This window comes from Corynebacterium sp. Z-1 (genome assembly GCF_031844665.1).
Taxonomy (GTDB): domain Bacteria; phylum Actinomycetota; class Actinomycetes; order Mycobacteriales; family Mycobacteriaceae; genus Corynebacterium; species Corynebacterium sanguinis.
Genome location: NZ_CP134621.1, coordinates 366,724 through 389,167, shown reverse-complemented (window position 1 = coordinate 389,167; position 22,444 = coordinate 366,724). Strand labels below are relative to the sequence as shown.

Below are 22,444 nucleotides of genomic sequence, written 5' to 3'. Positions count from 1 at the left end.
GCATGACTAACGCGACCGAGGGGCCCGCCTTCCGCTACACGCCGGGGCTGGCGAATGAGATCGAGCAGAAGTGGCAGCGCTACTGGCGCGACAACGGCACATTCAACGCGCCCAACCCGGTGGGTGACCTCGCCACTGGTGAGCAGCTGCCCGCTGACAAGCTCAACGTCCAGGACATGTTTCCCTACCCCTCCGGCGCAGGCCTGCACGTGGGACACCCGCTGGGCTACATCGCCACGGATGTTTTCGCCCGTTACAACCGCATGCTGGGCAAGAACGTTTTGCACACCCTGGGCTACGACGCCTTTGGGTTGCCGGCGGAACAGTACGCGATCCAGACAGGTACGCACCCGCGCACGACCACCGAGGCGAACATCGCGAACATGACCCGCCAGCTCGACTCGCTGGGCCTGGGGCATGACCGCCGCCGCGCCGTCGCTACGACGGATCCGGAGTTTTACCGTTGGACGCAGTGGATCTTCCTGCAGATTCATAACGCCTGGTTCGACGAGGAGCAGCAGAAAGCCCGTCCGATCGAGGATCTCGTGCGCGATTTGATGACGGGCGCTCGCACCACAAAGGACGGCCGCAACTTCCGCGATCTCACCACCGCGGAAAAACATGCCGCGATCGATGAGTTCCGCCTCGTCTACCTCTCCGACTCCATGGTCAACTGGTGCCCGGGCCTGGGCACGGTGCTAGCCAACGAGGAAGTCACCGCCGATGGGCGTTCGGAGCGCGGCAATTTCCCGGTCTTCCGCAAGCGCCTGCGCCAGTGGATGATGCGCATCACCGCCTACTCGGATCGCCTGCTCGACGACCTGGAGCTTCTGGATTGGCCGGAGAAGGTCAAGTCCATGCAGCGCAACTGGATCGGCCGCTCCCGCGGCGCGGAGGTGTCGTTTGCCTCCCCCGCCGGCCCTATCACTGTGTTCACCACCCGCCCGGATACCTTGTTCGGCGCCAGCTACGTCGTGCTCGCGCCCGAGCATGAGCTTGTCGACGCCCTGACCACCACCTCCTACCCCGACAACACCAACCCCACCTGGACGTACGGGGCCTCCACCCCCGCCGAGGCCGTCGCCGCCTACAAGCGGGCGATCGCCGCGAAGAGCGACGTGGAACGCCAGGAGAACAAGGAAAAGACGGGCGTGTTCCTCGGCTCCTACGCCACCAACCCGGTCAACGGCGAGAAGGTGCCGGTGTTCATCGCCGATTACGTGCTCACCGGCTACGGCACCGGCGCGATCATGGCGGTTCCCGCTCACGACGAGCGCGACTACGAGTTCGCCCAGGTCTTCTCCCTGCCCATTACCCCGGTGCTGGATTCGGACGTGTCCACGGAGGCATTCACGGGGGATGCGCCGCATGTTAATTCCGCCAACAACGCGGGGTTGGATCTTGACGGGATGGGCAAGGATGACGCGATTGAGGCGTCGATAAGCTGGCTCGTCGCCCACGGCCACGGCGAGGAGAAGATCCAGTACAAGCTGCGCGATTGGCTGTTCGCGCGGCAGCGCTACTGGGGCGAGCCCTTCCCGATTGTTTACGACGAGAACGGCCAGGCGCACTCGTTGCCGGAGAACATGCTGCCGGTGGAGCTGCCGCAGATCGAGGACTACAACCCCGTCTCCTTCGATCCCGACGACGCCGACTCGGAGCCCGCTCCCCCGCTGGCGAAGGCGACGGACTGGGTGGAGGTCACCCTGGATCTCGGCGAGGGCGAAAAGACGTACTACCGCGACACCAACGTCATGCCACAGTGGGCCGGTTCCTCCTGGTACCAGCTGCGCTACATCGACCCGACAAACACGGAAGAGTTCTGCGCGCTGGAGAACGAGCGCTACTGGACCGGCCCGCGCGGCGAGAACGACCCGGGCGGAGTCGACCTCTACGTCGGTGGCGTCGAGCACGCCGTGCTGCACCTTCTGTACTCCAGGTTCTGGCACAAGGTGCTGTTCGACCTCGGATTTGTCACCTCGCGCGAGCCCTACCGACGCCTATACAACCAGGGCTACATCCAGGCCTACGCGTACACCGATGCGCGCGGCGTGTACGTCAGGGCGGCGGAGGTCGAAGAGCGCGACGGCAAGTTCTTCTACCAGGGCGAAGAGGTCAACCAGGAGTACGGCAAGATGGGCAAGTCGCTCAAGAACGCCGTCGCCCCGGACGAGATCGGCCACGACTACGGCGCGGACACCCTGCGCGTGTACGAAATGTCGATGGGCCCGCTGGACACCTCGCGCCCCTGGGCCACCAAGGACGTCGTCGGCGCGCACCGCTTCCTGCAGCGCCTGTGGCGCCTCGTGGTCAACGAGGAAACCGGCGAGCTGCGCGCCGCGGACGCCCCACTGACCGACGAGGACGCCAAGGCGCTGCACCGCACCATCGCGGGTGTGCGCGAGGACTACGAGAACCTGCGTGACAACACGGTCGTGGCCAAGCTCATCGAGTACGTCAACTACCTGACCAAGACGCACGACGGCCCGGTGCCGCGCGCCGCCGTGGAGCCGCTGGTGCAGATGGTCTCCCCTCTCGCCCCGCACATCGCCGAGGAACTGTGGGTGCGGCTGGGCCATTCCGGGACCATTACGTTCGAGCCGTTCCCGACCTTCGATGAGTCGCTGCTTGTCGACGACACCGTCGAGATCCCGGTCCAGATCAACGGCAAGGTCAAGGCGCGCATTACCGTCCCAGCCGACGCGGACAAGGATGCGCTGGAGTCGCTTGCGCGTGCCGACGCCCGCGTCGCCGAGCTCACCGAGGGCAAGAACGTGGTCAAGACCATCGTGGTGCCCGGCCGAATGGTCAACCTCGTGGTGAAGTAATCCCTGTGAACACGCGCCTGGCCCAGGTCGTGGCTCTTGTGGCCTACAGCGGCGTGATCGTCGCGTTGACGCTGCTGAAGTCGTTTTTCCGCATCGGCTACCTGTGGGACCCAGCGAACCAATCGCGCCGGGGTGTGTCCTGGGTGCCTTTTTCCGAGTTGGTCGACGCCCAGAGCTGGTTCGCGCCGCTGTTTGGCTATGGCGGCAACGTCGCGTTTTTCGTGCCCTTCGGCGTGCTCGCCTACGTCGTGTTCGGCAGGTTCGGTGCGGCTGTGCTCACTGGCGCGGGCTTGAGCGTGGCGATGGAGGCCGCGCAGTACGCCTTCGCGCTCGGGCTTACGGACATCATGACCTCATCATGAACACCCTGGGTGCCGCCGCAGGAGCGGTCGTGGCGGCGTGGGCTGGGCCCAGGTTCCACGGGCTGTGGGTCGGGCTTGGTCTAGCGACCGCTGCGGTGTTCATCGGTCTAGTCTTGGCGGGGGAAAACCTCGGCGACCCCACCAAAGTGCGTGACGTGTACTAGACCTTTGGGCATTTCCTACCGGATGCAATCGTGTTGGGCGCTGGTAAGGTCAAAACAGTTCAGTGACCCCATGGTTCATCGAAAGGCTGGCGTTATGTCCACCCCATACAACGGTGGTCCTTCTTCGCAGGATCCCCGCTACAACAATGAGTTCGGCAAAGGCTCCTCCGACACTCCTGCCGGCAACGCGGGCGCTCAGGGCGGCTCCTCCGTCTACGGCACCCCGAACGATTTCACCGGCTACAACAACTACGGTTACAACGGTTACGGCAGCGAGCAGGCCGGCGGTTACAACCCGTACGACGTCAACGCCGCCGCCAACCAGGGAGCGGCGCAGCTTAACGGCACCACGCTTGTCGACGGCACCTACGGCGACGGCACCCAACCTCACCCGATCAACGACCCGGCCGTCAACGGCTTCGTCCACATCAAGGGCACCGGGAAAATGAACGCGCTCGAGGCGTGGGGTTACGGCTTCCGCCAGACGTTCAACAACTGGCAGAACTGGATTCTCATCGGCCTGCTTCTGGTTCTTCTACCTAGCCTGGCCAGCGGCCTCATCCCGTTCGTTGGGTTCCTCTTCGGCCTGGCAATGATCTTCCTCTACCCGTTTTTGTACTCGTTTGCCCTGGCGCAGACTCTGTCGAAGCACTGGAAGTTCAACGGGATGAAGGCCCCCACCTACGGGGCGACACTCGGTATGTCCGTGCTCGTTGGCTTCATCGTGTTCATGATCGCGCTGGTGTTCATCGTCATCTCCGCGATGATTTTCGGCGGATCTGTCCTTGCAACCCTGTCCGCGCTCGACCCGGTCCAGTTGGAGAACGACCCGCTAGCGCTCCTCCCGATCCTCGGCGCGCTCTTTGGCGTTTTTGCTGTGACGTCGCTGCTGATGCTCTTCATCACGCCGTTCTTCATGCTCCAGATCTGGTACGCCGCCGATAACGCCGGCAGCTTCGGCGATGCGTTCTCTGAAGGCTTCTCCGCAGGTGCGCGCAACTACCTCCAGCTGCTTCTGTTCAACCTCATCTCCGGTCTGCTGGTGATCCCGGTGGTGATCACATTCGGCCTCGGCGCGCTTATCGTCGTTCCGGCGACCTACCTGGCCACGGCGTACGCTTACCGCCAGGCATCCGGCGGCCCCGTTCCTACCGAGGCCCAGCCCCAGTTCTAAAGGGTGACCACGGTGCGGCCCTGGTGCTCACCGGCTAGGAGCTTCTCGCCCACCTCGATCGCGCCGTCAAGGTCGACGGTCGAGGTGTACGAGAGCAGCTGCTCCACATCGACGGCCTGCGCGAGAAGGTCCCACGCCTGAACGCGCAGGCCGTTTGGCGCGTCCACCGAGTTGATGCCCACCAGGTGCACGCCGCGCAGAATGAAGGGCAGCACCGAGGCCGGCAGGTCGTTGCCCGCCGCCATGCCGCAGGCGGTGGCCACACCGCCCCAGGTCAGCTGCGACAACAGGTTGGCCAACACGGTAGATCCGACGGTGTCGATCGCGCCGGCGTAGCGCGATTTCTGCAACGGCTTGCCCGCTTCGGCGTACTCGCCGCGGTCGACGATCTCCTTAGCCCCCAGCCCCTCCAGGTAGTCGCCGTGCGTATCGACGCGCCCCGTCATCGCGTGGACCTCGTACCCGCGCGCGGCCAGCAGCGACACGGCCACGGAGCCGACGCCGCCGGTCGCGCCGGTGACCAGGACGGGGCCGTCGAGCTCGGCGGCGGAGACACCTGAGGCGCGCTCGAAACCGGCCACGGACAGCGCGGCGGTGTAGCCGGCGGTGCCGAGTGCGGCGGCGGTGTGGGCGTCGAAACGCTCGGGCACCCGAGTCACTTTGGAGGCGTCGATACGCAGTCGCGGGGTGTAGCCGCCGTGGCGGCGCTCGCCGATCCCCCAGCCGTTGACCGTGACCAGGGTGCCCGGCGCGAGGGTGGGAGATTCGACGACGGTGCCCACCGCGTCGATGCCGGGGACTATGTTCGGCTCGCGCAAGATGCCCTTGATCCCGCCGAGGGCCATCGCGTCTTTGTAATTGACCGACGAGTGCGTCACGTCGATCAGAGTATCGCCCTCTCCTGCGTAGTCATCGCGAGTTTCTACGAGCTCGGGTCCGGTTTCAGTAACAAGCAACGTCTTATCCATGCACCCCACCATACGTCCGTGGCAGCGACGCGTCGCTGGGCTACAGTTAGGGGGCATGAGCGAGCAACCCGGTTGGTTTACACGCGCCGTCTTCCCCGACGGCGATGAACCGGACCCCCGTTTCACCCTAGCCAACGAGCGGACCTTCCTCGCGTGGACGCGCACTGCGCTGGCGTTTTTGGCGGCGGGCATCGCGCTGGAGGCGTTCGCTATCCCGGGGATTGCGCCGTCGCTACGCACCTTCGCTGCGGTGGTCGTGATCCTGCTCGGTATGGCCATCTCAGTGGGTGCGGCGCTGCGCTGGGTACGCGTCGAGCGGGCGATGCGCCACGGCCGCCCGCTACCCGCGCCGGCGATCATTCCCCTGCTCGGCATTGGCATCTTCATCGCCTCCGTCGTCGTGTTCCTGGGTCTACTGTGAGCATCCCCGTCACCGACGCCGGGCTGCAGCCCGAGCGCACCGCGATGAGCTGGACGCGCACGGCGCTGGCCATGATGGTGTGCTCGATGACGCTTTTGCGCTGGTCCGACTCGTACCCCGATGTCGTGTTTATGGCGATAGTGTTGCTCGCCGCCCTCGCGGTGGTTCTCATCGTGTTCAACCGGCGGATGTACCGCGGCCAAGCGACGGAGCTGTCGCACGAACACGCCACGCCCAACGCCGTCGGGGTCGCGCTGCTGACGCTCATGCTCGTCGTGCTCGGGGGCATCGGTTTCGCGCTAGTGCTCACCCAGCTCTAGCATCCGCTGGATAAGCAGGTGGCCGCCGTGGGTGAGGTAGTGCCCGGGCGGGTACACGGATTCCTCCACCACGCCCAGGGCCCTGAGCAGGTCGTACGTGCCGGCAAGGTCCTCCGGGACACGCTGCGGGCCGGAGGCGATGATGCCGTTTTCATTGGCGATCCACTTCACCACAGCCCGCCACTCGTGGGCGCCGAAGGTTTCCTCGAAGCCGTGGCTCATGGCGAGGTGAAGCTCGTCCAGGCTCGCGCCGCCGGAAAGCAGCCGCGCGCCGCTTTCCCCGAGCCGCACCCGGCCCTGGGTGTTTTTCAAAAGCCCCGCCTCGGTGAGGATTTCACGGGTGGTGGCCAACAGGGGCAGCGAGGTTTCGCGAGGGCGCTGCGAGCGCGTGTCGTAGCCCAGCACCTGCCCGACCGCACGCACCACCCGCGACGGCAGGGCACCCGTGGCCGTGAGCTTGACCGGTTCGGCGAAGTAGCCCAGGATCGCCTCGACAGTGTCCCGGAACAGGTTCGGGTACTCCGGCACCAGCGGCGGGTCTTCCCCAAGCCGGTCCTCGAAGAAGCCCGCCATCGCGGCGATCAGCACCGGGTTGTGCTCCGGGCTCGGATCGAGGGACATGATCTCCATCAGGTCGGGGCGTGTTTCCAAGAAGTCCTCGAACTCGGAGGCCAGCTGCTGCGTCAGCGGGTCCTCGGCAATGGAGCTGGCGGAGTCGATCATTAGGTCCTCGGCGACGAAGCTGATGCGCTCCGAGACCGTCACCGGGTCCGCCTGGGTGAGGCGCTGTAGAAGCCGGTCCGGGGTCATCACCGGCAAGAAGCTCAGGAGCAGGGGCGCGACCTCCATGTCGGGGCCGAGGCCTGCGGCGATGCGCCGCGCCTCGGCGTGGAACTTGCTCATCATGGTGGGGCCGTTGCAGGCCTCGACGACGTCGGGCCCGAGGGCGTCGATAAGCAACGGCGTGGGGCCGTCGAGCCGCGAGGTGCCGAGCACTTCGACGTGGATGTTCCAGTTCGCGGAGGGGTCGTAGACGTAGATCATGGGCTTCATCTCGGCGACCGTGATGTCGTTTTCGGCGCGCTCGCCCTCGCTCGGGTGGGTGGTGACGACCTCGCGCGCGCCGGGCCCGGTGGACATGTACATGTGGCTCTCGCCGCCGGAGAAGCCGAAGGCCGCGTCGATGACGTGCGAAAGTGCGCCGAGGTGCATGGAGTTCTCCACGTTGACCAGGCGGGAGACTTTCGGTTGCGAGCCCTCGATAGTCATCAGCAGCGAGACGATCATGGTTCCTAAGAATACTGCGCTCGGCGGATCTCGCTCGGCGGCAAAGGGCGCTTGCGCAATGAGGTGTACACGTGCAGCTAGTCTTCGTCCTCCCCGCGCGCGACGGGCGCGGGGTTGACCCGCGGCCTGATCTCGGCGTTGGGCAGCTCCGGCGCCGGCAGCCACGCCATCCCGTCGGCGTTGGCGTCGGGCCCGCCACGGCCAACGTAGCCCTCTACAACCCCGAAGCGCTCGGAGCGCTCCTGCCACTGGTTGCGTGCTTCGACGATCTCGGCGTGGTCGCGGCCGACGAAGTTCCACCACATGAGGATGTCCTCGGTAAATGGCTCGCCGCCGATCAGCACGGCCAGCGCCTCGGCGTCGGTGGTGTTGGTCAGGTTCAGCTCGGTGGCGCCGACTCCGGTGTAGCCGATCGCACCGCGCGGCAGGCTTACGCCCTCCAGAGCCAGGCCGTCAACGTCCGCCAGGACGCCGTGCTCGAAGGCGGGATCGACGGCGAAGGTCACGCTGTCACCCGGCGCGAGGCGGAACTGCGCGCCGACGAGCGGGGTAAACGTCTCAATCGGGCTTCTCTGCCCGAGCAGGTTGCCGATGAATACGTGTGCTGTGGAGCTGGAGGCGTCGTCAAGCGAAAGTGCGTTGGGCGCGTAGTGCTCGAACTGGCGCGGCGCGGTGCTGCGCGCCGTTTCGGGCAGGGCGAGCCAAAGCTGCACGCCGTGAAGCGTGGTGGTTTCGGGCGTGGACGTCTCGGAGTGACAGATGCCGTAGCCGGAGGTCATGAGGTTGATCTCGGCGGGGCGGACGATCCCGCGGTTGCCGCCGGAGTCGATGTGCTGGATCTCACCGGAAAACAGCCAGGACACGGTCTGCAAACCGGTGTGCGGGTGCGGGGCGACGTCCATGCCGCCGGTGGCTGCAACGTCGTCGGGGCCGTAGTGGTCCACGAAGCACCACGCGCCGATCAGGGAGCGCTTGCGCTGCGGCAGAGTGCGGCGCACGGTCATCGCGCGGGGTCCGCCGAGGGGCACCTCGCGGGCGGTGATGATTTCCACGTCCACACCAGGGCATTGCCCGTCCGGCACCGCTCCACCGCCGGTTGTCAGCTGGTACTCGGATGGCGCTGTCTCGAGGTTGCTCATGGCCCAAGGCTACCTTTTGCCAGGGTGCTTTAATCCGGGTAGAGATGAATCAGTGAACTCCATTAGCCGTAGCCTTCTTGTCGCCCTCGCGTTGTTGTCCGCGGTCGGCCCCTTCGGCATCGACATGTACCTGCCGGGGTTGCCGACCCTACAGGAGGACCTGGGCACGACCCCGGCGATGGCGCAGTTGACCATCACCGGCTTCATGCTGGGTATGGCGGTGGGCAACCTGCTATTCGGAGCCTTATCCGACAGCACGGGCCGCAAACGCCCGATCATGATCGCCTCGGTGTGTTTCTTCGCGGCGTCGGTGCTGTGCGCTATCGCCCCGTCTATCGAGCTGCTCGTCGCCGCCCGCGTGATCCAGGGCCTCGCCGGCGGTTCGATGATGGTGGTCGCGCGCGCCGTGGTTCCCGATATCGCGCGCGGCCGCGAAGCTGCGCGGATGTTCTCCGCGCTCATGGCGATTACCGGTTTCGTGCCGGCGATCGCGCCAGTGATCGGTGGTGTGCTGCTGCCGGCCGTGGGGTGGCGCGGCATTTTCTGGGCCTTAGTGGTCCTCAACGCCGTGCAAACGCTCGTGGCCTTCCGCGTCGTGCCGGAAACCCTGCCGCCGCAGATGCGCTCGTCCAGGGCGCTGCGCGGGCTGTTTCCCCGCATCGCGCGCTGCCTGGCTCGCCCCGCGTTTGTCGGCTACATGCTGGCCTCGGGCCTGGGCTTCGGCGCGCTGTTTTCCTACATTTCGGGCTCGCCGCTGGTGATGCAGCGCCAGCTCGGCGTCTCCCCCACGGCCTTCGCGGTGATCTTCGGCTCCATGGCCATGCTGATCCCGCTGTCGAACGCGATGAACATGCGCGTGGTCACGCGCACCGACCCGCGCCGGGCTCTCATCACCGCGTTGCTTATCGACGGCCTCGCCGGCGCCCTCCTCGTCCCCCAGGCGCTGTCCAACCCGACGCTGGTCCTCGTCGTCCCCACGCTGGCGGTTCTGTCGCTCATGGCCGGGTTCATCATGGCCAACGCCACGGCGCTGGGCGTGGACTCGGTGCGCGACATCGGCGCGGGCGCGGGGAGCGGCGCGATGGGGTTCTTCCAGTACGTGGTGGCCGGTGCGATCCCGCCGCTGGTCGCGCTGGGGACAAACCCCATGCTGGCGATGGGTATTTCCATCATCGCGTGCTCCGGCATCGCGCTGGTGGCGCTGGCGACCCTGACGCGCCGGACGGAGTAGTTAGGGTAGCTCGTCGGCCGCGGTGGGATAGGCGCTTTGTGTGCCGCGGCGGGTGGTAGACAGCGCTGCGACGCGGGATGCGTACGCTGAGGCGTCGATAAGCGAAGCTCCGTGGGCGAGGCGGGCGGCGAGCGCGCCGACGAAGGCGTCGCCCGCGCCGGTGGTATCGATGGCCTCGACCCGCGGGGCGGGGATCGGCGTGATCGTGTCGCCGTGGCCGACAACGGCACCTCCCGCGCCGCGGGTGATCACGACGGACGCAAAACCCTGTGCGAGCAGCACCGCCGCCATCTCCTCCTCCGTGGCGGGAGGCTGCAGCTCGCCGAGCTGGGTGAGAATCAGCCCCGCTTCGTGCTCGTTGGCCACCAAGGGATCGGCCCGCAGCAGGTCGGCGCGCTCGACGTCAATGACGGGCGCGAGGTTGACCACCACGCGGCCGGTGGCGAGTTGGACCGCGGCGGAAAACCCGCTCGCCGGGATCTCGCCCTGTACGACGACCACCTCGGCACCCTCGACTGCACCGCGCCGGGCGTCGACAAAGCCTCCGTCTACCTGCGCGTTTGCCCCGCTGACGACGACGATGGTGTTCTCGCCGCTGCTGTCGACGGTGATCACGGCCAGGCCCGTCGGCCCGTCGACCGCGGACACGTCGCTGAGCTCCACCCCCGACGTGCGCAGGTACTTGAGTGCTTCCTCGGCGTAGGCGTCGGTGCCGACCGCACCAACCATGCACACCTGCGTGCCCAGTTTGGCGCAGGCCACGGCCTGGTTGGCCCCCTTGCCGCCCGCCGAGACCTCCCCACCGCTGCCCAGCAGAGTCTCACCGGGGCGCGGGTGGCGGTCGACCTCAACGACCAGATCGGCGTTGATCGATCCTACGACAGTGACAGTTGCCATGCCCGCCAACTTAGATAATTCGCCGCTCGCGAGCCTTATCGACGGCCGCAGTGCGGTTGTCCACCCCCAACTTGGAATAGATGTGGATTAGGTGCGTCTTCACCGTCGCCTCTGAGATGAACAGCGTTGCCGCGATCTGCCGGTTCGATGCGCCGGTCTGCACCGCCTTGAGAATCTCGATCTCCCGGGCGGACAGGGCTTGGTCCGGGCGCATGACGCGCTCGGCGAGCACGCCGGCGATTTGCGGCGAGAGCACCCGTTTGCCGCCCGCGGCGGAGAGCACGGCGGCGTGCAGCTCGGGTTCCGGGGCGTCTTTGAGCATGTAGCCCAGCGCGCCCGCCTCCACCGCGGCCAGCACGTCAGCCTGGGTGTCGTAGGTGGTCAGGATGAGCACCGGGGGCCCGCCCGCGGCGACGAGGCGGCGGGTGACCTCGATGCCGTCGATTTCGGGCATCTGGATGTCGGTGACTACGAGGTCGACGCCCTCGGGCATTTCGTCGATCGCGGCACCGGACGCGCCCTCGGCTACGACGTGGACGTCGCCGAAGGAGTTGAGCACCGCGCGAAGGCCGGCGCGGACGATGGGGTGGTCGTCGATAAGCATGACCCTGATCATGGCTAGCGCTCCTTAACCGGCAGCGTGGCGGCAAGCACGTTGCCCTCGATGGTGAGCTTTCCCCCGGCTTCGCGCAGGCGTTCGCGCAGCCCACGCAGGCCGAAGCCCTCTTCGCCGGTGATGCCGCGGCCGTTGTCGTAGACGTCGACGGTGGCCTGGTCGCCCAGCCTATCCACCGTGACCACGGCCTGGGTCGCGCCTGCGTGGCGCACGATGTTGCTCAAGCCCTCGCGGACAACGCGCTCAGCGACGTTCGCGGCGGGTTCGGGCAGGTCAACCACGTTGACGCGCACCTCAATGTGCGATCCGAGCGCGCGCTGGCGTTGCTGCGCAGCATCAGCGAGCCGCTCGACGCGTACCGACAGCGGCTCGAGCGGGCCAGCGTCGCCCGCGACGATGCGCCGCGCCTCCGTCAGGCTGTCGGCGGCCGTGGAGCGGATGGTGTCGAGCGTTTCGCGAGCCGAGGCGGTATCCCCGAGCTGCTTGTCCAACGCCCTGCCGAGCAGGACGATGGAGCTCAGACCTTGGGCGATGGTGTCGTGGACCTCCCTCGACATCCGGGCGCGCTCGGCGGAGACACCCGCGGAGTGCTCCGCGGCGGCGAGCTCCATCTGCGCGGCCTGCAGGTCCACGACCAGCTGCTTGTAGTGGTCCGCCTCGCGACGCAGTGCGGAGTAGGAATGGTATATCAGCAGCGCCATGGCAGTGCCGATCGTCGGCCCGACGATGCCGCCGACGCCGCTTTCCGGGGCGGTGACAGTGAGCGTGTAGCCAAGGATCACCGCGGAGATGAGCAGCCCTGGAACGACGGGAAACAGGTAGCTCACCAGGATTACCAGCGGAAATTCCAGCCAGACGAAGGTGGGGGAGACCCACGTTAGAGCCACCCATAGGGCGGTAATCACGGCCAGCCATGCCCACGCAGCCGCCAGCGGGTAGGGCTTGCCCTCGTTGTGGTAGACGGTGCCCACAAGGTAGACCACGGCAAACAGCGCGCCCAAGCACAGCGCAGCGACGTTCATGCCCTCCTGCAGCGCACCGGCGAGCCCGACCGCCAGCAGCACCGCGACCAGCACGTGCAGGCTGACGCGCAAAAAGACGAGGATCCGGTTGGTGTTGCTCACGGTTTCCCACAGTAGCCTGCGCGGGTGCTGCGAGAACGGGGGAGTAGGCCGCGGTCCGGGCTCGGCTGTCGCAAAGAATCCATGGTTGTTCGGATAGCGTCGAGTTTTCGGAAGTACCCGCCCGTTCACCATCGCCGCGGCGCCCTGCCAGGCCACCGCGCACTATGCACTGCGCAATTTACGCGCACAGGCTTTTCGCGACCTGGGGTTTTGCCGTCTCAACTCGCTAAATTGCGCAGTCCAAACTGCGCTGTTATGTCGCAGGACATGGGTAGGGCGAGGCCACGGATACACCGCCGTCACGTCGCGTACTAGGGCAGAGCCTGTAAGCCGTGTCCTCCACAACCCACCCACAAGTCACCAAGCTGCCTAACCGCAATCAACCGATCGGTTGATTCAAGGTTCAACCGCGCTGACGATGTGTAAAAGCCCTGTTCAAGGCCATATTTGAGCCATGTTCGTAGGAATCAAAGAAATCAAAGGCGCCCTTGGCCGCTTCAGCCTCATCGTCGGTGTGGTCGGACTGATTACGTTGCTCGTCGTCATGCTGACGGGGCTCACCGCGGGCCTGGGCAAGCAAAACACATCCGCGCTCGAAGCGCTCGACCCCCAATCCGTCACCTTCAACGACATGGACGAACCGTCCTACTCCACCTCCCGTATCCCCGCCGACGAGGTCCCGGCCGGCTCCACGCCGCTGGGCACCGGGCAGACGATGCTCACAACCGAAGACGGCACTGAAATCTCCGCCGCGGTGCTCGGACTGCCCAAGGGAACGGTGCTGCCCACCGGCGTGACCCTGGGCGACACCGCCGTCGCCTCCAGCTCCCTTGGTCTGACCGAGGGGGAGGAGATTGGCGTCGGCGGGGCGTCGATTAGCGTCGACGAAACCGCAGATGACCTGTACTATTCGCACTCGCCGGTGCTGTGGGTGCCCACTGAGACCTGGCAGGCGGCGATGCACACCGAGGCCGCTGGCACGGTGCTGCTCAACAGCGATGATTCGGGCATGAGCGTGAGGGAGTCCTTCAACGCGCTTCCGGCGTACGGTTCCGAGCAGGGCTCCCTGAAACTGATCCAGGGCTTCCTCTACGCCATTGCAGCGCTGGTCACGGTGGCCTTCCTCACGGTGTGGACCATCCAGCGCACCCGCGACCTGTCGATCCTGCGCGCACTCGGCGCATCGAGCGCCTACCTGCGTAAAGACGCCCTCGGCCAGGCCGCGCTCATCCTCGCGGTCGGTGTCATCGGCGGCGGGATCATCGCCCTGGGGCTCGGGCTGGCCGCCGCGCAGGTCGCCCCGTTCAGCCTGAGCGTGCTCAGCATCATCGGCCCGCAGCTGGCTCTGTGGGTGCTCGGCATGGCCGGCGCCTGGCTCGCCACCCGCTCCATCACCAAAATTGACCCGCAGCAAGCACTTGGAGGTATCGCTTAAATGCTCACCATCGAAAACGTCACCGTTACTTACCCCGACGGTGAGCGCACGCTCACCGCACTGGACAACGTATCCTTCAGCGCCCAGCCAGGAGAACTCACCTTCATCGTCGGCGAGTCTGGCTCCGGCAAGTCCACGCTGCTCTCCGCAGCCGCTGGCCTGATCACGCCCGATTCGGGCACGGTGTTGGTGAGCGGCTCCCCGGTCTCCTGACCGGGTTCGGTTTTTAGTACCGGTCGGGCGGGTATCGGGTACTGGGTGTGCGTGTATCGGGTACCGGGGGTAGTTGGGTTGGCAGTCTGTGGTTGACGGCCCTGCGCAGTGTGTACGCGCGGGCCGCGTAACCATGGAAGGAGTTTGGTGTGGTCACCAATTACAGGTTGATCATGCTGGCGCTTGTGCAAGGCCGCTCGTGGTCGCAGATCACGTCGGATTTGGGGTGCTCGCGCAGCAGTATTGATAAGGCCAGTCGGGTGTTGCGCTCGACTGGGATGGACGAGGACACGATTACCGCGTTGTCGCCGCAGGAGCTTTCGGAGTTGTTTCCGGATAATCGCCGGCGGGATTCAGATGCGTTTGTGGAACCGGATTTCGCAGGCATCGCCGCCCGGCGCCGACGCGGTGAGCGGGTGACGTTAAAGGTGGAACACCATAAATACACCCGCCGTCAGGCTACTTCTGGCCAGCAGCATTATTCCTACCGGCAGTTCTGCGCGCTGTTTGAAAACTACGTCGATGTCAACGACCTGACTGCGCTTTTGACCCATGCCCCTGGTGAGGAGCTGTGCGTTGATTGGTCCGGGGAAACCATGGCAGTTGTTGACCCGTTGACCGGGGTGTCTGTGCAGGCGTATGTGTTTGTGGCGTCGCTGCCGCATTCGGGGCTTATCCATGCCAGTGCGTGGCCGGATATGCGGATGCGGTCGTGGCTGTGTGCCCACCGCGACGCGTTGGACTATATCGGTGGCGTGCCGGTGCGCATCGTGCCCGATAACGCCTCGACAGCAACCAACCAGATCACACGTGGTGCGACGGTGCGTGAAGTCAACGAGCGCTACCAGCAGTTCGCCGAGTTCTACGGTTGCGGGATTACCCCGGCTAGGCCGGGTAAACCCAGGGATAAGGCCCATGTGGAAAAGGCGGTCGATATCGTCCAGACCTGGGTCGCAGAAGCGTTATCGGGCCAAGAGTTCTCCACGTTCGACGCTCTCAACGCCGCTATTGCAGCACAGGTCGACTGGATCAACGACCGGGAAGGATTCCGGGGCCGCAACGCAAGCCGCAGGCAGTTGTTTGTTGAAAGCGAAGCAGAAGCATTGCGCCCGCTGCCTCAACAGCGCTGGTCGTATTCCACGTGGCGTAAATGTTAGGGACGTGCTTTTAGTAGCGCGGTTCTGACGATCGGATAGCGCGGGTATGAGCTTCGGATAGCAGCATCTGGTGGTCTGTGGTGATCTCAGGTCCACACGCAGTAATTCGGCTGCGTGTGGACCTCGAAGAGGAGACACCGTGACTGACTACCGATTGGTGATGTCACTATTGATCCAGAATCTGTCCTACCGACAGATCGAAGCCCTGGCGGGATGCTCACACACCACCATCGCCAAAGCGAAGAGAATCTGCCGGGACCAGGGCTTTACCTCCACCTCCCAGGTGGAAGACCTCACCGCGGAAGAACTCGACGCCTTGTTCACCGACGGGCGCAAGGCGCCCTCGGATGAGTTCGTCGCCTTCGACGTGGCCGCGATGGTCACCAAACGCTCGGGCAAGAAGAAGCTCCCGCTGCGCGTGTTGTGGGCCGGCTACCTCGACACGGACGGCGTCCCTGGCCAGCGGCACTACAGCTATCAGCGGTTCTGCCAGATCATCGGCGAGTACGTCGATGTCAACGACCTGACCATGCGGATCACCCACGTTCCCGGTCACACGATGCAGGTCGACTGGGCGGGCACGAAGATGGCCGTCTTTGACCCCATCACCGGGCGCAAGACCAAGGTGTCGGTATTCGTGGCCTCGTTGCCGTACTCCGGGATGGTCTTCGCCCGCGGTTATCTCGATGAGAAGTCCCCGAACTGGTTGGACGCCCACCAGCAGGCCTTCGAGTTCTTCGGCGGTATCCCGCAGGTCGTCATCCCGGACAACGCCTCCACCGCATCCAACCAGATCGCTCGTGGGGACCGGGCCCGGGACGTCAACCGCGCCTACCGGGATTTCCTCGAGCACCACCGCACCGCTGCGGTACCGACCCGTCCCGTAAAACCACAGGACAAAGGCAATGTCGAAGCCGGGGTCAAGGTCGTGACCAACTGGGTGATCGGCCGGCTCGCGGGCCAGCGATTCGCCAGCCTGGATGACCTCAATACTGCTGTGGCCGACCAGGTCACCGCGATCAACACCAGAACACCGTTCCGCGGACAGCAGATCAGCCGCAAGGATCTGTTCGATGAGTATGAGCGGCCGGAACTGCTTGGGCTGCCGGAGTCCCGCTGGCAGCCGGTGACCTGGCGGAAATCCAAGGTCAACCGTGATTACCACATCGAAATCGCCACGGTGAAGTACTCGGTGCCCCACACCTTCGCCGGACGCCACGTTGATGTGAAGAGCACCGGCGACCGTCTGACGGTCATGTGCGACGGGGACATCATCGCCACCCATACCGTCTCCCCGCGCCAGCATGTCTACGTCACCGACCCCGATCATGTCCCCGATCAGCATCAGCAGTCCTCGGACCTGTGGTCCAGGGCGTATTTCCTGCGTCAGGCCCACAAGGTCGGTCCCCACACCGTCGCCGCGATCACCAGCGTGCTCGATGCCCGCCCGATCGAAGCCCAGGGGTATCGCACCTGCCTGAACATCCTCGCCCTGGGCAAGGGCGACAACAAGGCACTGCTGGAACAGGCCTGCCGGCAACTGGTTGACGCTGATTCCCCGCGGGCGGTCAGCTACACCGCGGTCAAGCAACGCCTGGCGGCCTTGCGGGCCCAGGTCCACGCCCGGCCCACCACCACAGATGCTCCGCCGCCGCCGGCCCCACGCATCGACCCGGCCCCGGGCTCACGGGACACCCGCGGTGCGCACCTGGCTGGCCCTGAGCACTTCAGCCTCGACGCTCTACTGGGAAAGACGGATCCTGCCCACGATGAAGGAGGTCAGGCGTGATGGATCGACACCTCACCGACGCCGACATGACGTTGTTCACCCAGCTGCGGATGACCGCCTTCGGGAAAACCGTCATCGACCTGGCCAACGACCCCGCCTGCGATGAGTGGACGTTCTCGCAGAAGATCTTCCACGCCCTGGATAAGGAGATCACGGCCAGGGAGCAACGTCGGACCCAGAAACTACTCAAGGCATCCAGATCGCCAAACCCTGATGCCTGCGTAGAAGAAATCCGCTACCTTCCCGACCGCAACCTCAATCGTGAGCTAATTGCACGGCTGTCCAGCTGTCAATGGATCGATCAGACCCACAACCTGGTCATCCTGGGGAAATCCAGTGTCGGCAAGACCTACCTCGCGTTGGCGCTGCTCAACGCCGCCTGCCGGAAGTTCTACACCGCCCGGTTCTTCAGACTCGATGATCTGGCCAACCAGCTCGCGGTCATGGACCCCGCGTCGCAGAAACGGCTGGACTTCCTCACCGACCTGCACAACTGCGACCTGCTGGTCATCGATGACTTCCTGACCACGCCCATCAACCAGCACACCGCCGCGGAGCTGCTCAACATCCTCGCGGCCCGGGACGGCCGTGGCTCGACCCTGGTCACCTCCCAGTTCGAGCCGCAGGACTGGTACAAATCCCTGCATGACGCGGTGATCGCCGAATCGATCCTCAACCGGATTGTGGCAGGCGCCGAGATCCTCCCACTCGACGGGCCGAACATGCGCCGACACCTCGCCGACGCGCAATAGCCCCGCCGGCACCCGGACCAAGCACCGCTATCCGGTGCTCATCCGGGTGCTATCGGATCGTCAGAACGCTGCTACTGGAAGCACGTCCCAAACAGCGTAAAGCCAAGGCCGGGGTGAACTACCACGTCCAAGTGGAGAAGCATTTCTACTCTGTGCCGTGGAGCTTCGCCGGCAAAAGTGTCGACGTGCAGATCTTCGACGATGTCGTCGACATCTTCAGCGCGGGTGAGCATATCGCTTCCCACCGTAAAAAGCCTGGCAACATGCAGTACTCCACAGATAAAGAGCATGTGCCGGCAAAGCACCAGGACTTGGCCACGAAGTGGGATCAGGGCCGGATTGAGTCATGGGCTCAAAGTATTGGGGCCGCAACCTACGAACTCATCCGCCAGATGTTTCACGCCCACCAAGTTGAAGCCCAAGCCTACAATAGCGCCCTTGGCGTGCTGAGCCTGTCGAAGAAGTACTCCCGCAGCCTGCTTGAACAAGCCTGCCAAGACGTCCTCGACTCCCACATGGTCCCGTCGGTGCGCAAAGTCCACGACACCATCAAAGACCTCGCAACCCGCACCACCGCCACCGCCACAGGTGGTGCGCAATCACCTACATCATCTGCCGCGTCAACTAGGCCGGTGACTCGTCCCGCACCACCAGCCCAGGCGTCGCACGTACGGGGCAAAGCAGCGTTCGAGTTCAGTGAGCTTGAATTCGGTGAGCTTGAATTCGGTGAGGAGGCGTAGAAGCATCATGGCGTTAACCGATGAAGATTTCGACAAGCTCGGCTCGCTGCGCGGGATGCGCGTGTTCGCCGCGACGATCCAAGAGATCGTCAACGACCCCACGCGCGATAACGATTCCTTCGAAGACAAGATCAAAGAAGCCCTCGAAGCCCAACTCACCGCCCGCGACAACAAGGTCATCCAGACAAGGTTGCGTGAAGCGAAACTCCTTGGCTCAACCGCCGCACTCGAGCGCTTCGATGCCTATCCCGGCCGCGGTGTAACCCAAGACCGCATCGACCGGCTCGCCACCTGCGAATGGATCGACTACGGCAAAGACCTCATCATCGTGGGAGCTACCGGCACCGGTAAAAGTTTTCTCGCTCAAGCCCTGGCCGTCGCGGCGTGCCGCAAAAAGCTCACCGCCCGTTACTTCCGGCTCAACGACCTGGCCAACGATTTCGACGCTGCGGCTGAGCATCCCCAGGCCCGCAAACAACTCCTCGCTGACCTGCAAGCCCCGGCACTTGTCGTCATCGATGATTTTCTCGCCACCGATGTCTCAGCGCACGCGTTGAACCAGGTATTCAACCTGCTCGTCGGGCGTGAACATGCCTCTACCGTGATCGCCAGCCAACACGAACCCGATTACTGGTACGACGTCTTCTCAGAAGCAGCACTGGCAGACGCAGTCATGTCCAGACTCGCCAACCACGGCTCGAAACTCACCCTGACAGGAGAAGACATGCGAACCCGCGACGACATCAAACAAGAAAGGATGGCCCCTACGACACCCACACGGCTACGTCAACCCCGAAAGTCGTAACCGGGGGTAAAAACCGGGTACCGGCAACCACCAACACCCCGGTACCCGATACCGCCCTACCGGTACCGAAAAGAAACGCCCGTCAGTCTCCGACAAGATCCGTCTGGAGAAGATTGGCATGATCTTCCAGCAGGCCAACCTGATCAAGGCACTCAACGTCCGCGAGCAGCTGCTGGTCACCGACCACATGCGGGGGATCTCCCCGCGCGCCGATCGCGCCGAAGAGCTCCTCGCCGTCGTCGGCCTCGAGGGCCTGGGCGGCCGCCGCATGGAGCAGCTCTCCGGCGGTCAACGCCAGCGCGTGGGCATCGCCCGCGCCCTAATGGGTGAGCCGGAGCTCGTGCTTGCCGACGAACCCACCGCCGCGCTCGACTCCGAGCGCAGCCACGAGATTGTCACCCTCCTGCGCACCCTCGTGGAGCAAAACAACATCGCCTGCGCGTTTGTCACCCACGACCGCTCCCTCATCTCGGAGCGCGACCGCGTTGTCGAGGTCAAGGACGGGCGAATCGTGGACCTTGCGGGTGTGCCGGCGAATTAGTGGAGGATAACCTCAGCGTTGTTGCCGCCCGTGCAGGTGATGATGCCGGCGCCGTTATCCCGGCAGCTCATGGAATACGTTTGGCCGGTGGTGGGGCTGTGGGCCTCGACGGACCGCGGAAGATAATCCCGAATGTTTTCGGTGCTGGGGACCCCCTCTGTCATGGCGTCGAGGACGCTAAAGCCGAATGGGCAGCTGGTATTCTCATTCACCGCCAATTCGGAGATTCCCCACCCATCACCCGAACTGCAGACGGTGACGGCTTGGCCGTTGAAATTCGCGGGGGTCCCGGGTTGCTCAGAGAACCCCCGGTCGGCGGAAGCTTCAGGGGAGGGCTCCGCGGGGACGGTGTGCACCGCTGTAGGGACTGATGCCGAGGTGACCAGGGTCGACGTCACAACCAAAGTCGAAGGTTGCGGATCAGCTGGAGTGGGTGAGGAGCATGCAGCCACGCCGAGGGCGACAAGGGCACTAAATGCTCCGGCAACGCAAGCGCGATATGACATCTCAGGACCTTTCCGTGTGCTTCCTCGAGCGTGAATGCTACCGCAAGATCGGTCGGGACCACAGGGAGACGGTGAGGCCGGCCAAGCTGGCCAAGACTGCGGTGACAACGAGCGTTCCAGCGAGCACTCCGGCATCGACGGACGCGGCTCCCAGGGCGGACCCGGCGGCGATGCCGACCTGGAACGTGACCACGTAGATCGCCGATGCGCGGTCCTGGTCTGGCCCGCCGGCGATGAGGAAGACGGTGGTAGCGACCGTCGGCAAGGCGCCCGCGGCAAGGCCCAGAAAAGCGATCGAGCTAAACGCCGCAGTGACAGAGCCTGGCCCGGCAGTGGAAAGGGCGATAAGGCCGAGTGCCGCGGCAAGGACCATGAGCACCGTCGGTACGACGTTGAGCCGAATTGGGCGCAAGTCAACGCGCCGGCCCGCCCACAGCACCCCCACGATGCCGATGAGTCCGTAAATCGCCAAACCGACAGGCACCCACTGGCGTCCCGAGGTGGTCTCCACGAAGAGTCCGAGGTAGGTGTAGGTGGTAAACAGCGCGGTGACCGCGAGGCCCAAATACGCAATCAGCGAGGGGATCGCCGAGCGCGAGGGTTTCTCCGCCGTGGTATCCGGCTCAATCGCGGGCATGGACGGCAGCGTGGCGACAAGCACCACAAAAGAGGCGATGACGAGCGATCCCAGCGACCAGGTCGCCCCGCGCCACCCGATGAGATCGCCGATGAACGCCACCGACGGTGAACCCGCAACCAGCGCCATCGTCGACCCCATCGACACCACGGCCACGGCTTGGCCGGTGTGGCCCTTGCCGCCGAGGCGCGCGGCCATCGGGTTGACCAGCGACCAGAACAACCCGTGGGTCAACGCCGCCGTGACACGCGCGATGACCAACACTGCGTAGTTCGGCGCGACTGCCTGCAGGATCACGCCGGTGAGCAAGAAAGCGAGGGTGGCGATGTAGAGCGGGCGGCGGTTGAAGCGGCGCGTGTAGTGCATCAGCGGAATGGTCACTACGGCCACGATGCCTGCGTAGACCGACATGAGCAGCCCGATCTGGCCTTCGGAGACGCGTAAGTCGGCGGCCATCGGGGTGATCAGGCCGACAGTGAAGGTCTCGAAGGTGACGTAGACGAACGCCGCAAAGCCCATTGCTGACAGGGGCACGATATTTCTCACCCGCACACACTAACGCAGCGCGCTGTGGTGTGCCGGGGTGGAGGCACATTCGGGTTGTCGACCCGTGTGGGCGTTAGTGCGGTCAGGTGGCAGGGTGAAGATCCGGAATCTGTGTCGTGTGAGGCACCCATATTGCGCTGAGATCTTCAAGGTGCGCCGAGGTTATCGGCCTCCAGCTTCACTGGTAGCAGGCGCTTGTAAAATGCAGCTTCCCGACAAGCTAATCGGGCCGCGATATGAAGGCGAAGCTGACCTGGCTAATGAATGAGCGGGGGAATTCTTCCTCGTCTGCAAGTAGGAGGTCTTCCCACAGGCGCGAGACGGAGGTTCCGGGGGGTGATGGGTTCGTCGATGCTGCGTAGCGCGGTGGCGTAGCTGTAGAGGCCCCACTCGTCTTCGACGAGCGAATCATCGCTCTGAGCACGCAAATCGGACAGGAGGTTTTCACGGGCGAGTTCGCTCGATTCTGGCACTTCTTCGTTGGCGATGAGGTAGACCTGCGTTAACTGTTTGACGCGTTCGATGCGCTCCAGGTAGCGCTCGTAACAGCGTTGCAGGTCTTCTTTCCGTGCGAGGAAGTAGGTGCGTGTTAGTGTCACTTCGCCAGCCGTCACTCTGGATTCCAATTCACGTCATAGGCCCCGGACGGGCGGTACTTTTTCTGGGGGTAGCGGTGCGGTTTGCGTCCGTCGTCGGTGCCAGCATATCCGAGCTGATATTACCTATAGCTTACCTGAGTAGCGGGCCTGTTCTCTATGGGTGGCATCGTAGGTTAGCATGACGAATTCGTTG

Annotated in this window: 19 protein-coding genes and 3 pseudogenes; 14 read left to right on the top strand and 8 right to left on the bottom strand. The window is 64.6% G+C overall.

Features of this window, described 5'->3' with window-relative positions; genetic code table 11:
- Window positions 1-2: 2 nt before the first annotated feature.
- From leuS to RIU96_RS01835, 3 genes and pseudogenes are all read left to right on the top strand, one after another.
- Window positions 3-2,828, top strand: coding sequence for a leucine--tRNA ligase (leuS, locus tag RIU96_RS01845; protein WP_144823323.1), 2,826 nt, complete (start codon window positions 3-5; stop codon window positions 2,826-2,828).
- A pseudogene (locus RIU96_RS01840) lies at window positions 2,828-3,354 on the top strand (VanZ family protein). Before leuS ends, RIU96_RS01840 begins: the two are co-directional and overlap by 1 nt.
- A gap of 94 nt (window positions 3,355-3,448) precedes the next feature.
- Entirely contained in the window at window positions 3,449-4,528 is a 1,080-nt protein-coding gene (locus tag RIU96_RS01835) for a DUF2189 domain-containing protein (RefSeq protein ID WP_144741705.1), read from the top strand.
- Here RIU96_RS01835 and RIU96_RS01830 read toward each other — a convergent pair.
- Window positions 4,525-5,496, bottom strand: a complete 972-nt coding sequence (locus RIU96_RS01830; RefSeq protein WP_311205073.1) for an acrylyl-CoA reductase family protein — start codon at window positions 5,494-5,496, stop codon at window positions 4,525-4,527. The genes RIU96_RS01835 and RIU96_RS01830 overlap by 4 nt on opposite strands.
- A 55-nt stretch (window positions 5,497-5,551) precedes the next feature.
- Between RIU96_RS01830 and RIU96_RS01825 the strand changes: the two genes are divergently transcribed.
- Together RIU96_RS01825 and RIU96_RS01820 are read left to right on the top strand one after the other, a co-directional pair.
- A complete protein-coding gene (locus RIU96_RS01825) occupies window positions 5,552-5,917 on the top strand; it encodes a YidH family protein (RefSeq protein WP_144741703.1) in 366 nt (121 codons plus the stop codon).
- Entirely contained in the window at window positions 5,914-6,237 is a 324-nt protein-coding gene (locus RIU96_RS01820; protein ID WP_144741700.1) for a DUF202 domain-containing protein, read from the top strand. The genes RIU96_RS01825 and RIU96_RS01820 overlap by 4 nt, the downstream gene beginning before the upstream one ends.
- Here RIU96_RS01820 and RIU96_RS01815 read toward each other — a convergent pair.
- Window positions 6,217-7,524 carry an IS1096 element passenger TnpR family protein gene (locus tag RIU96_RS01815; protein WP_144741697.1) on the bottom strand — a complete coding sequence of 436 codons (1,308 nt, stop codon included), beginning with the start codon at window positions 7,522-7,524 and terminating at the stop codon, window positions 6,217-6,219. The two genes, RIU96_RS01820 and RIU96_RS01815, sit on opposite strands and share 21 nt — an antisense overlap.
- A 77-nt stretch (window positions 7,525-7,601) precedes the next feature.
- Window positions 7,602-8,663 (bottom strand): pirin family protein, encoded by a 1,062-nt coding sequence (locus RIU96_RS01810; RefSeq protein WP_144741694.1) that lies wholly within the window; start codon window positions 8,661-8,663, stop codon window positions 7,602-7,604.
- A gap of 52 nt (window positions 8,664-8,715) precedes the next feature.
- Between RIU96_RS01810 and RIU96_RS01805 the strand changes: the two genes are divergently transcribed.
- Complete coding sequence (locus tag RIU96_RS01805) at window positions 8,716-9,894, top strand: multidrug effflux MFS transporter (RefSeq protein WP_259854494.1); 1,179 nt, start codon at window positions 8,716-8,718, stop codon at window positions 9,892-9,894.
- On the opposite strand, the gene RIU96_RS01800 is transcribed toward RIU96_RS01805, so the two are convergent.
- Genes RIU96_RS01800 through RIU96_RS01790 form a run of 3 tightly spaced genes read right to left on the bottom strand, consistent with a single transcriptional unit; the run spans window position 9,895 to window position 12,531 of the window.
- Complete coding sequence (locus RIU96_RS01800) at window positions 9,895-10,791, bottom strand: ribokinase (RefSeq protein ID WP_144741689.1); 897 nt, start codon at window positions 10,789-10,791, stop codon at window positions 9,895-9,897.
- A 10-nt stretch (window positions 10,792-10,801) separates the two neighbouring features.
- A complete protein-coding gene (locus RIU96_RS01795; RefSeq protein WP_144741687.1) occupies window positions 10,802-11,407 on the bottom strand; it encodes a response regulator in 606 nt (201 codons plus the stop codon).
- Between the two features lie 2 nt (window positions 11,408-11,409).
- Window positions 11,410-12,531 (bottom strand): sensor histidine kinase, encoded by a 1,122-nt coding sequence (locus RIU96_RS01790; RefSeq protein ID WP_144741684.1) that lies wholly within the window; start codon window positions 12,529-12,531, stop codon window positions 11,410-11,412.
- A gap of 454 nt (window positions 12,532-12,985) precedes the next feature.
- On the opposite strand from RIU96_RS01790, the gene RIU96_RS01785 reads away from it, so the two are divergent.
- From RIU96_RS01785 to RIU96_RS01750, 8 genes and pseudogenes are all read left to right on the top strand, one after another.
- Window positions 12,986-13,966: an FtsX-like permease family protein gene (locus RIU96_RS01785; protein ID WP_144823342.1), complete on the top strand. Its 981-nt coding sequence runs from the start codon at window positions 12,986-12,988 to the stop codon at window positions 13,964-13,966.
- Window positions 13,967-14,167 (top strand): annotated as a pseudogene (locus tag RIU96_RS01780) (ATP-binding cassette domain-containing protein); the annotation flags it as partial.
- 161 nt (window positions 14,168-14,328) lie between these two features.
- Entirely contained in the window at window positions 14,329-15,336 is a 1,008-nt protein-coding gene (gene istA / locus RIU96_RS01775; protein ID WP_311205072.1) for an IS21 family transposase, read from the top strand.
- Window positions 15,337-15,475: 139 nt separating this feature from the next.
- Window positions 15,476-17,125, top strand: coding sequence for an IS21 family transposase (gene istA / locus RIU96_RS01770; RefSeq protein WP_311205071.1), 1,650 nt, complete (start codon window positions 15,476-15,478; stop codon window positions 17,123-17,125).
- A complete protein-coding gene (locus RIU96_RS01765; RefSeq protein ID WP_201740600.1) occupies window positions 17,125-17,877 on the top strand; it encodes an ATP-binding protein in 753 nt (250 codons plus the stop codon). The genes istA (RIU96_RS01770) and RIU96_RS01765 overlap by 1 nt, the downstream gene beginning before the upstream one ends.
- Window positions 17,790-18,617 carry a Mu transposase domain-containing protein gene (locus tag RIU96_RS01760; RefSeq protein ID WP_396136763.1) on the top strand — a complete coding sequence of 276 codons (828 nt, stop codon included), beginning with the start codon at window positions 17,790-17,792 and terminating at the stop codon, window positions 18,615-18,617. The genes RIU96_RS01765 and RIU96_RS01760 overlap by 88 nt, the downstream gene beginning before the upstream one ends.
- Window positions 18,618-18,624: 7 nt before the next feature.
- The gene (locus tag RIU96_RS01755; RefSeq protein ID WP_006839082.1) at window positions 18,625-19,422 is read left to right on the top strand and encodes an ATP-binding protein; all 798 of its coding nucleotides are present in this window, start codon (window positions 18,625-18,627) and stop codon (window positions 19,420-19,422) included.
- 100 nt (window positions 19,423-19,522) lie between these two features.
- Window positions 19,523-19,963: pseudogene (locus tag RIU96_RS01750) on the top strand (ABC transporter ATP-binding protein); the annotation flags it as partial.
- A gap of 543 nt (window positions 19,964-20,506) precedes the next feature.
- Here the strand turns inward: RIU96_RS01750 and RIU96_RS01745 are convergent.
- Window positions 20,507-21,625 (bottom strand): MFS transporter, encoded by a 1,119-nt coding sequence (locus tag RIU96_RS01745; RefSeq protein ID WP_144823358.1) that lies wholly within the window; start codon window positions 21,623-21,625, stop codon window positions 20,507-20,509.
- 284 nt (window positions 21,626-21,909) lie between these two features.
- Window positions 21,910-22,266 carry a hypothetical protein gene (locus RIU96_RS01740; protein WP_144823347.1) on the bottom strand — a complete coding sequence of 119 codons (357 nt, stop codon included), beginning with the start codon at window positions 22,264-22,266 and terminating at the stop codon, window positions 21,910-21,912.
- Window positions 22,267-22,444 lie beyond the last annotated feature (178 nt).

Bases quoted from the DNA above. Each gene is read 5' to 3' on its own strand.
- leuS (WP_144823323.1), top strand. From the start codon at position 3: ATGACTAACGCGACCGAGGGGCCCGCCTTCCGCTACACGCCGGGGCTG.
- RIU96_RS01835 (WP_144741705.1), top strand. From the start codon at position 3,449: ATGTCCACCCCATACAACGGTGGTCCTTCTTCGCAGGATCCCCGCTAC.
- RIU96_RS01830 (WP_311205073.1), bottom strand. From the start codon at position 5,496: ATGGATAAGACGTTGCTTGTTACTGAAACCGGACCCGAGCTCGTAGAA.
- RIU96_RS01825 (WP_144741703.1), top strand. From the start codon at position 5,552: ATGAGCGAGCAACCCGGTTGGTTTACACGCGCCGTCTTCCCCGACGGC.
- RIU96_RS01815 (WP_144741697.1), bottom strand. From the start codon at position 7,524: ATGATCGTCTCGCTGCTGATGACTATCGAGGGCTCGCAACCGAAAGTC.
- RIU96_RS01810 (WP_144741694.1), bottom strand. From the start codon at position 8,663: ATGAGCAACCTCGAGACAGCGCCATCCGAGTACCAGCTGACAACCGGC.
- RIU96_RS01800 (WP_144741689.1), bottom strand. From the start codon at position 10,791: ATGGCAACTGTCACTGTCGTAGGATCGATCAACGCCGATCTGGTCGTT.
- RIU96_RS01795 (WP_144741687.1), bottom strand. From the start codon at position 11,407: ATGATCAGGGTCATGCTTATCGACGACCACCCCATCGTCCGCGCCGGC.
- RIU96_RS01785 (WP_144823342.1), top strand. From the start codon at position 12,986: ATGTTCGTAGGAATCAAAGAAATCAAAGGCGCCCTTGGCCGCTTCAGC.
- RIU96_RS01765 (WP_201740600.1), top strand. From the start codon at position 17,125: ATGGATCGACACCTCACCGACGCCGACATGACGTTGTTCACCCAGCTG.
- RIU96_RS01755 (WP_006839082.1), top strand. From the start codon at position 18,625: ATGGCGTTAACCGATGAAGATTTCGACAAGCTCGGCTCGCTGCGCGGG.
- RIU96_RS01745 (WP_144823358.1), bottom strand. From the start codon at position 21,625: ATGGGCTTTGCGGCGTTCGTCTACGTCACCTTCGAGACCTTCACTGTC.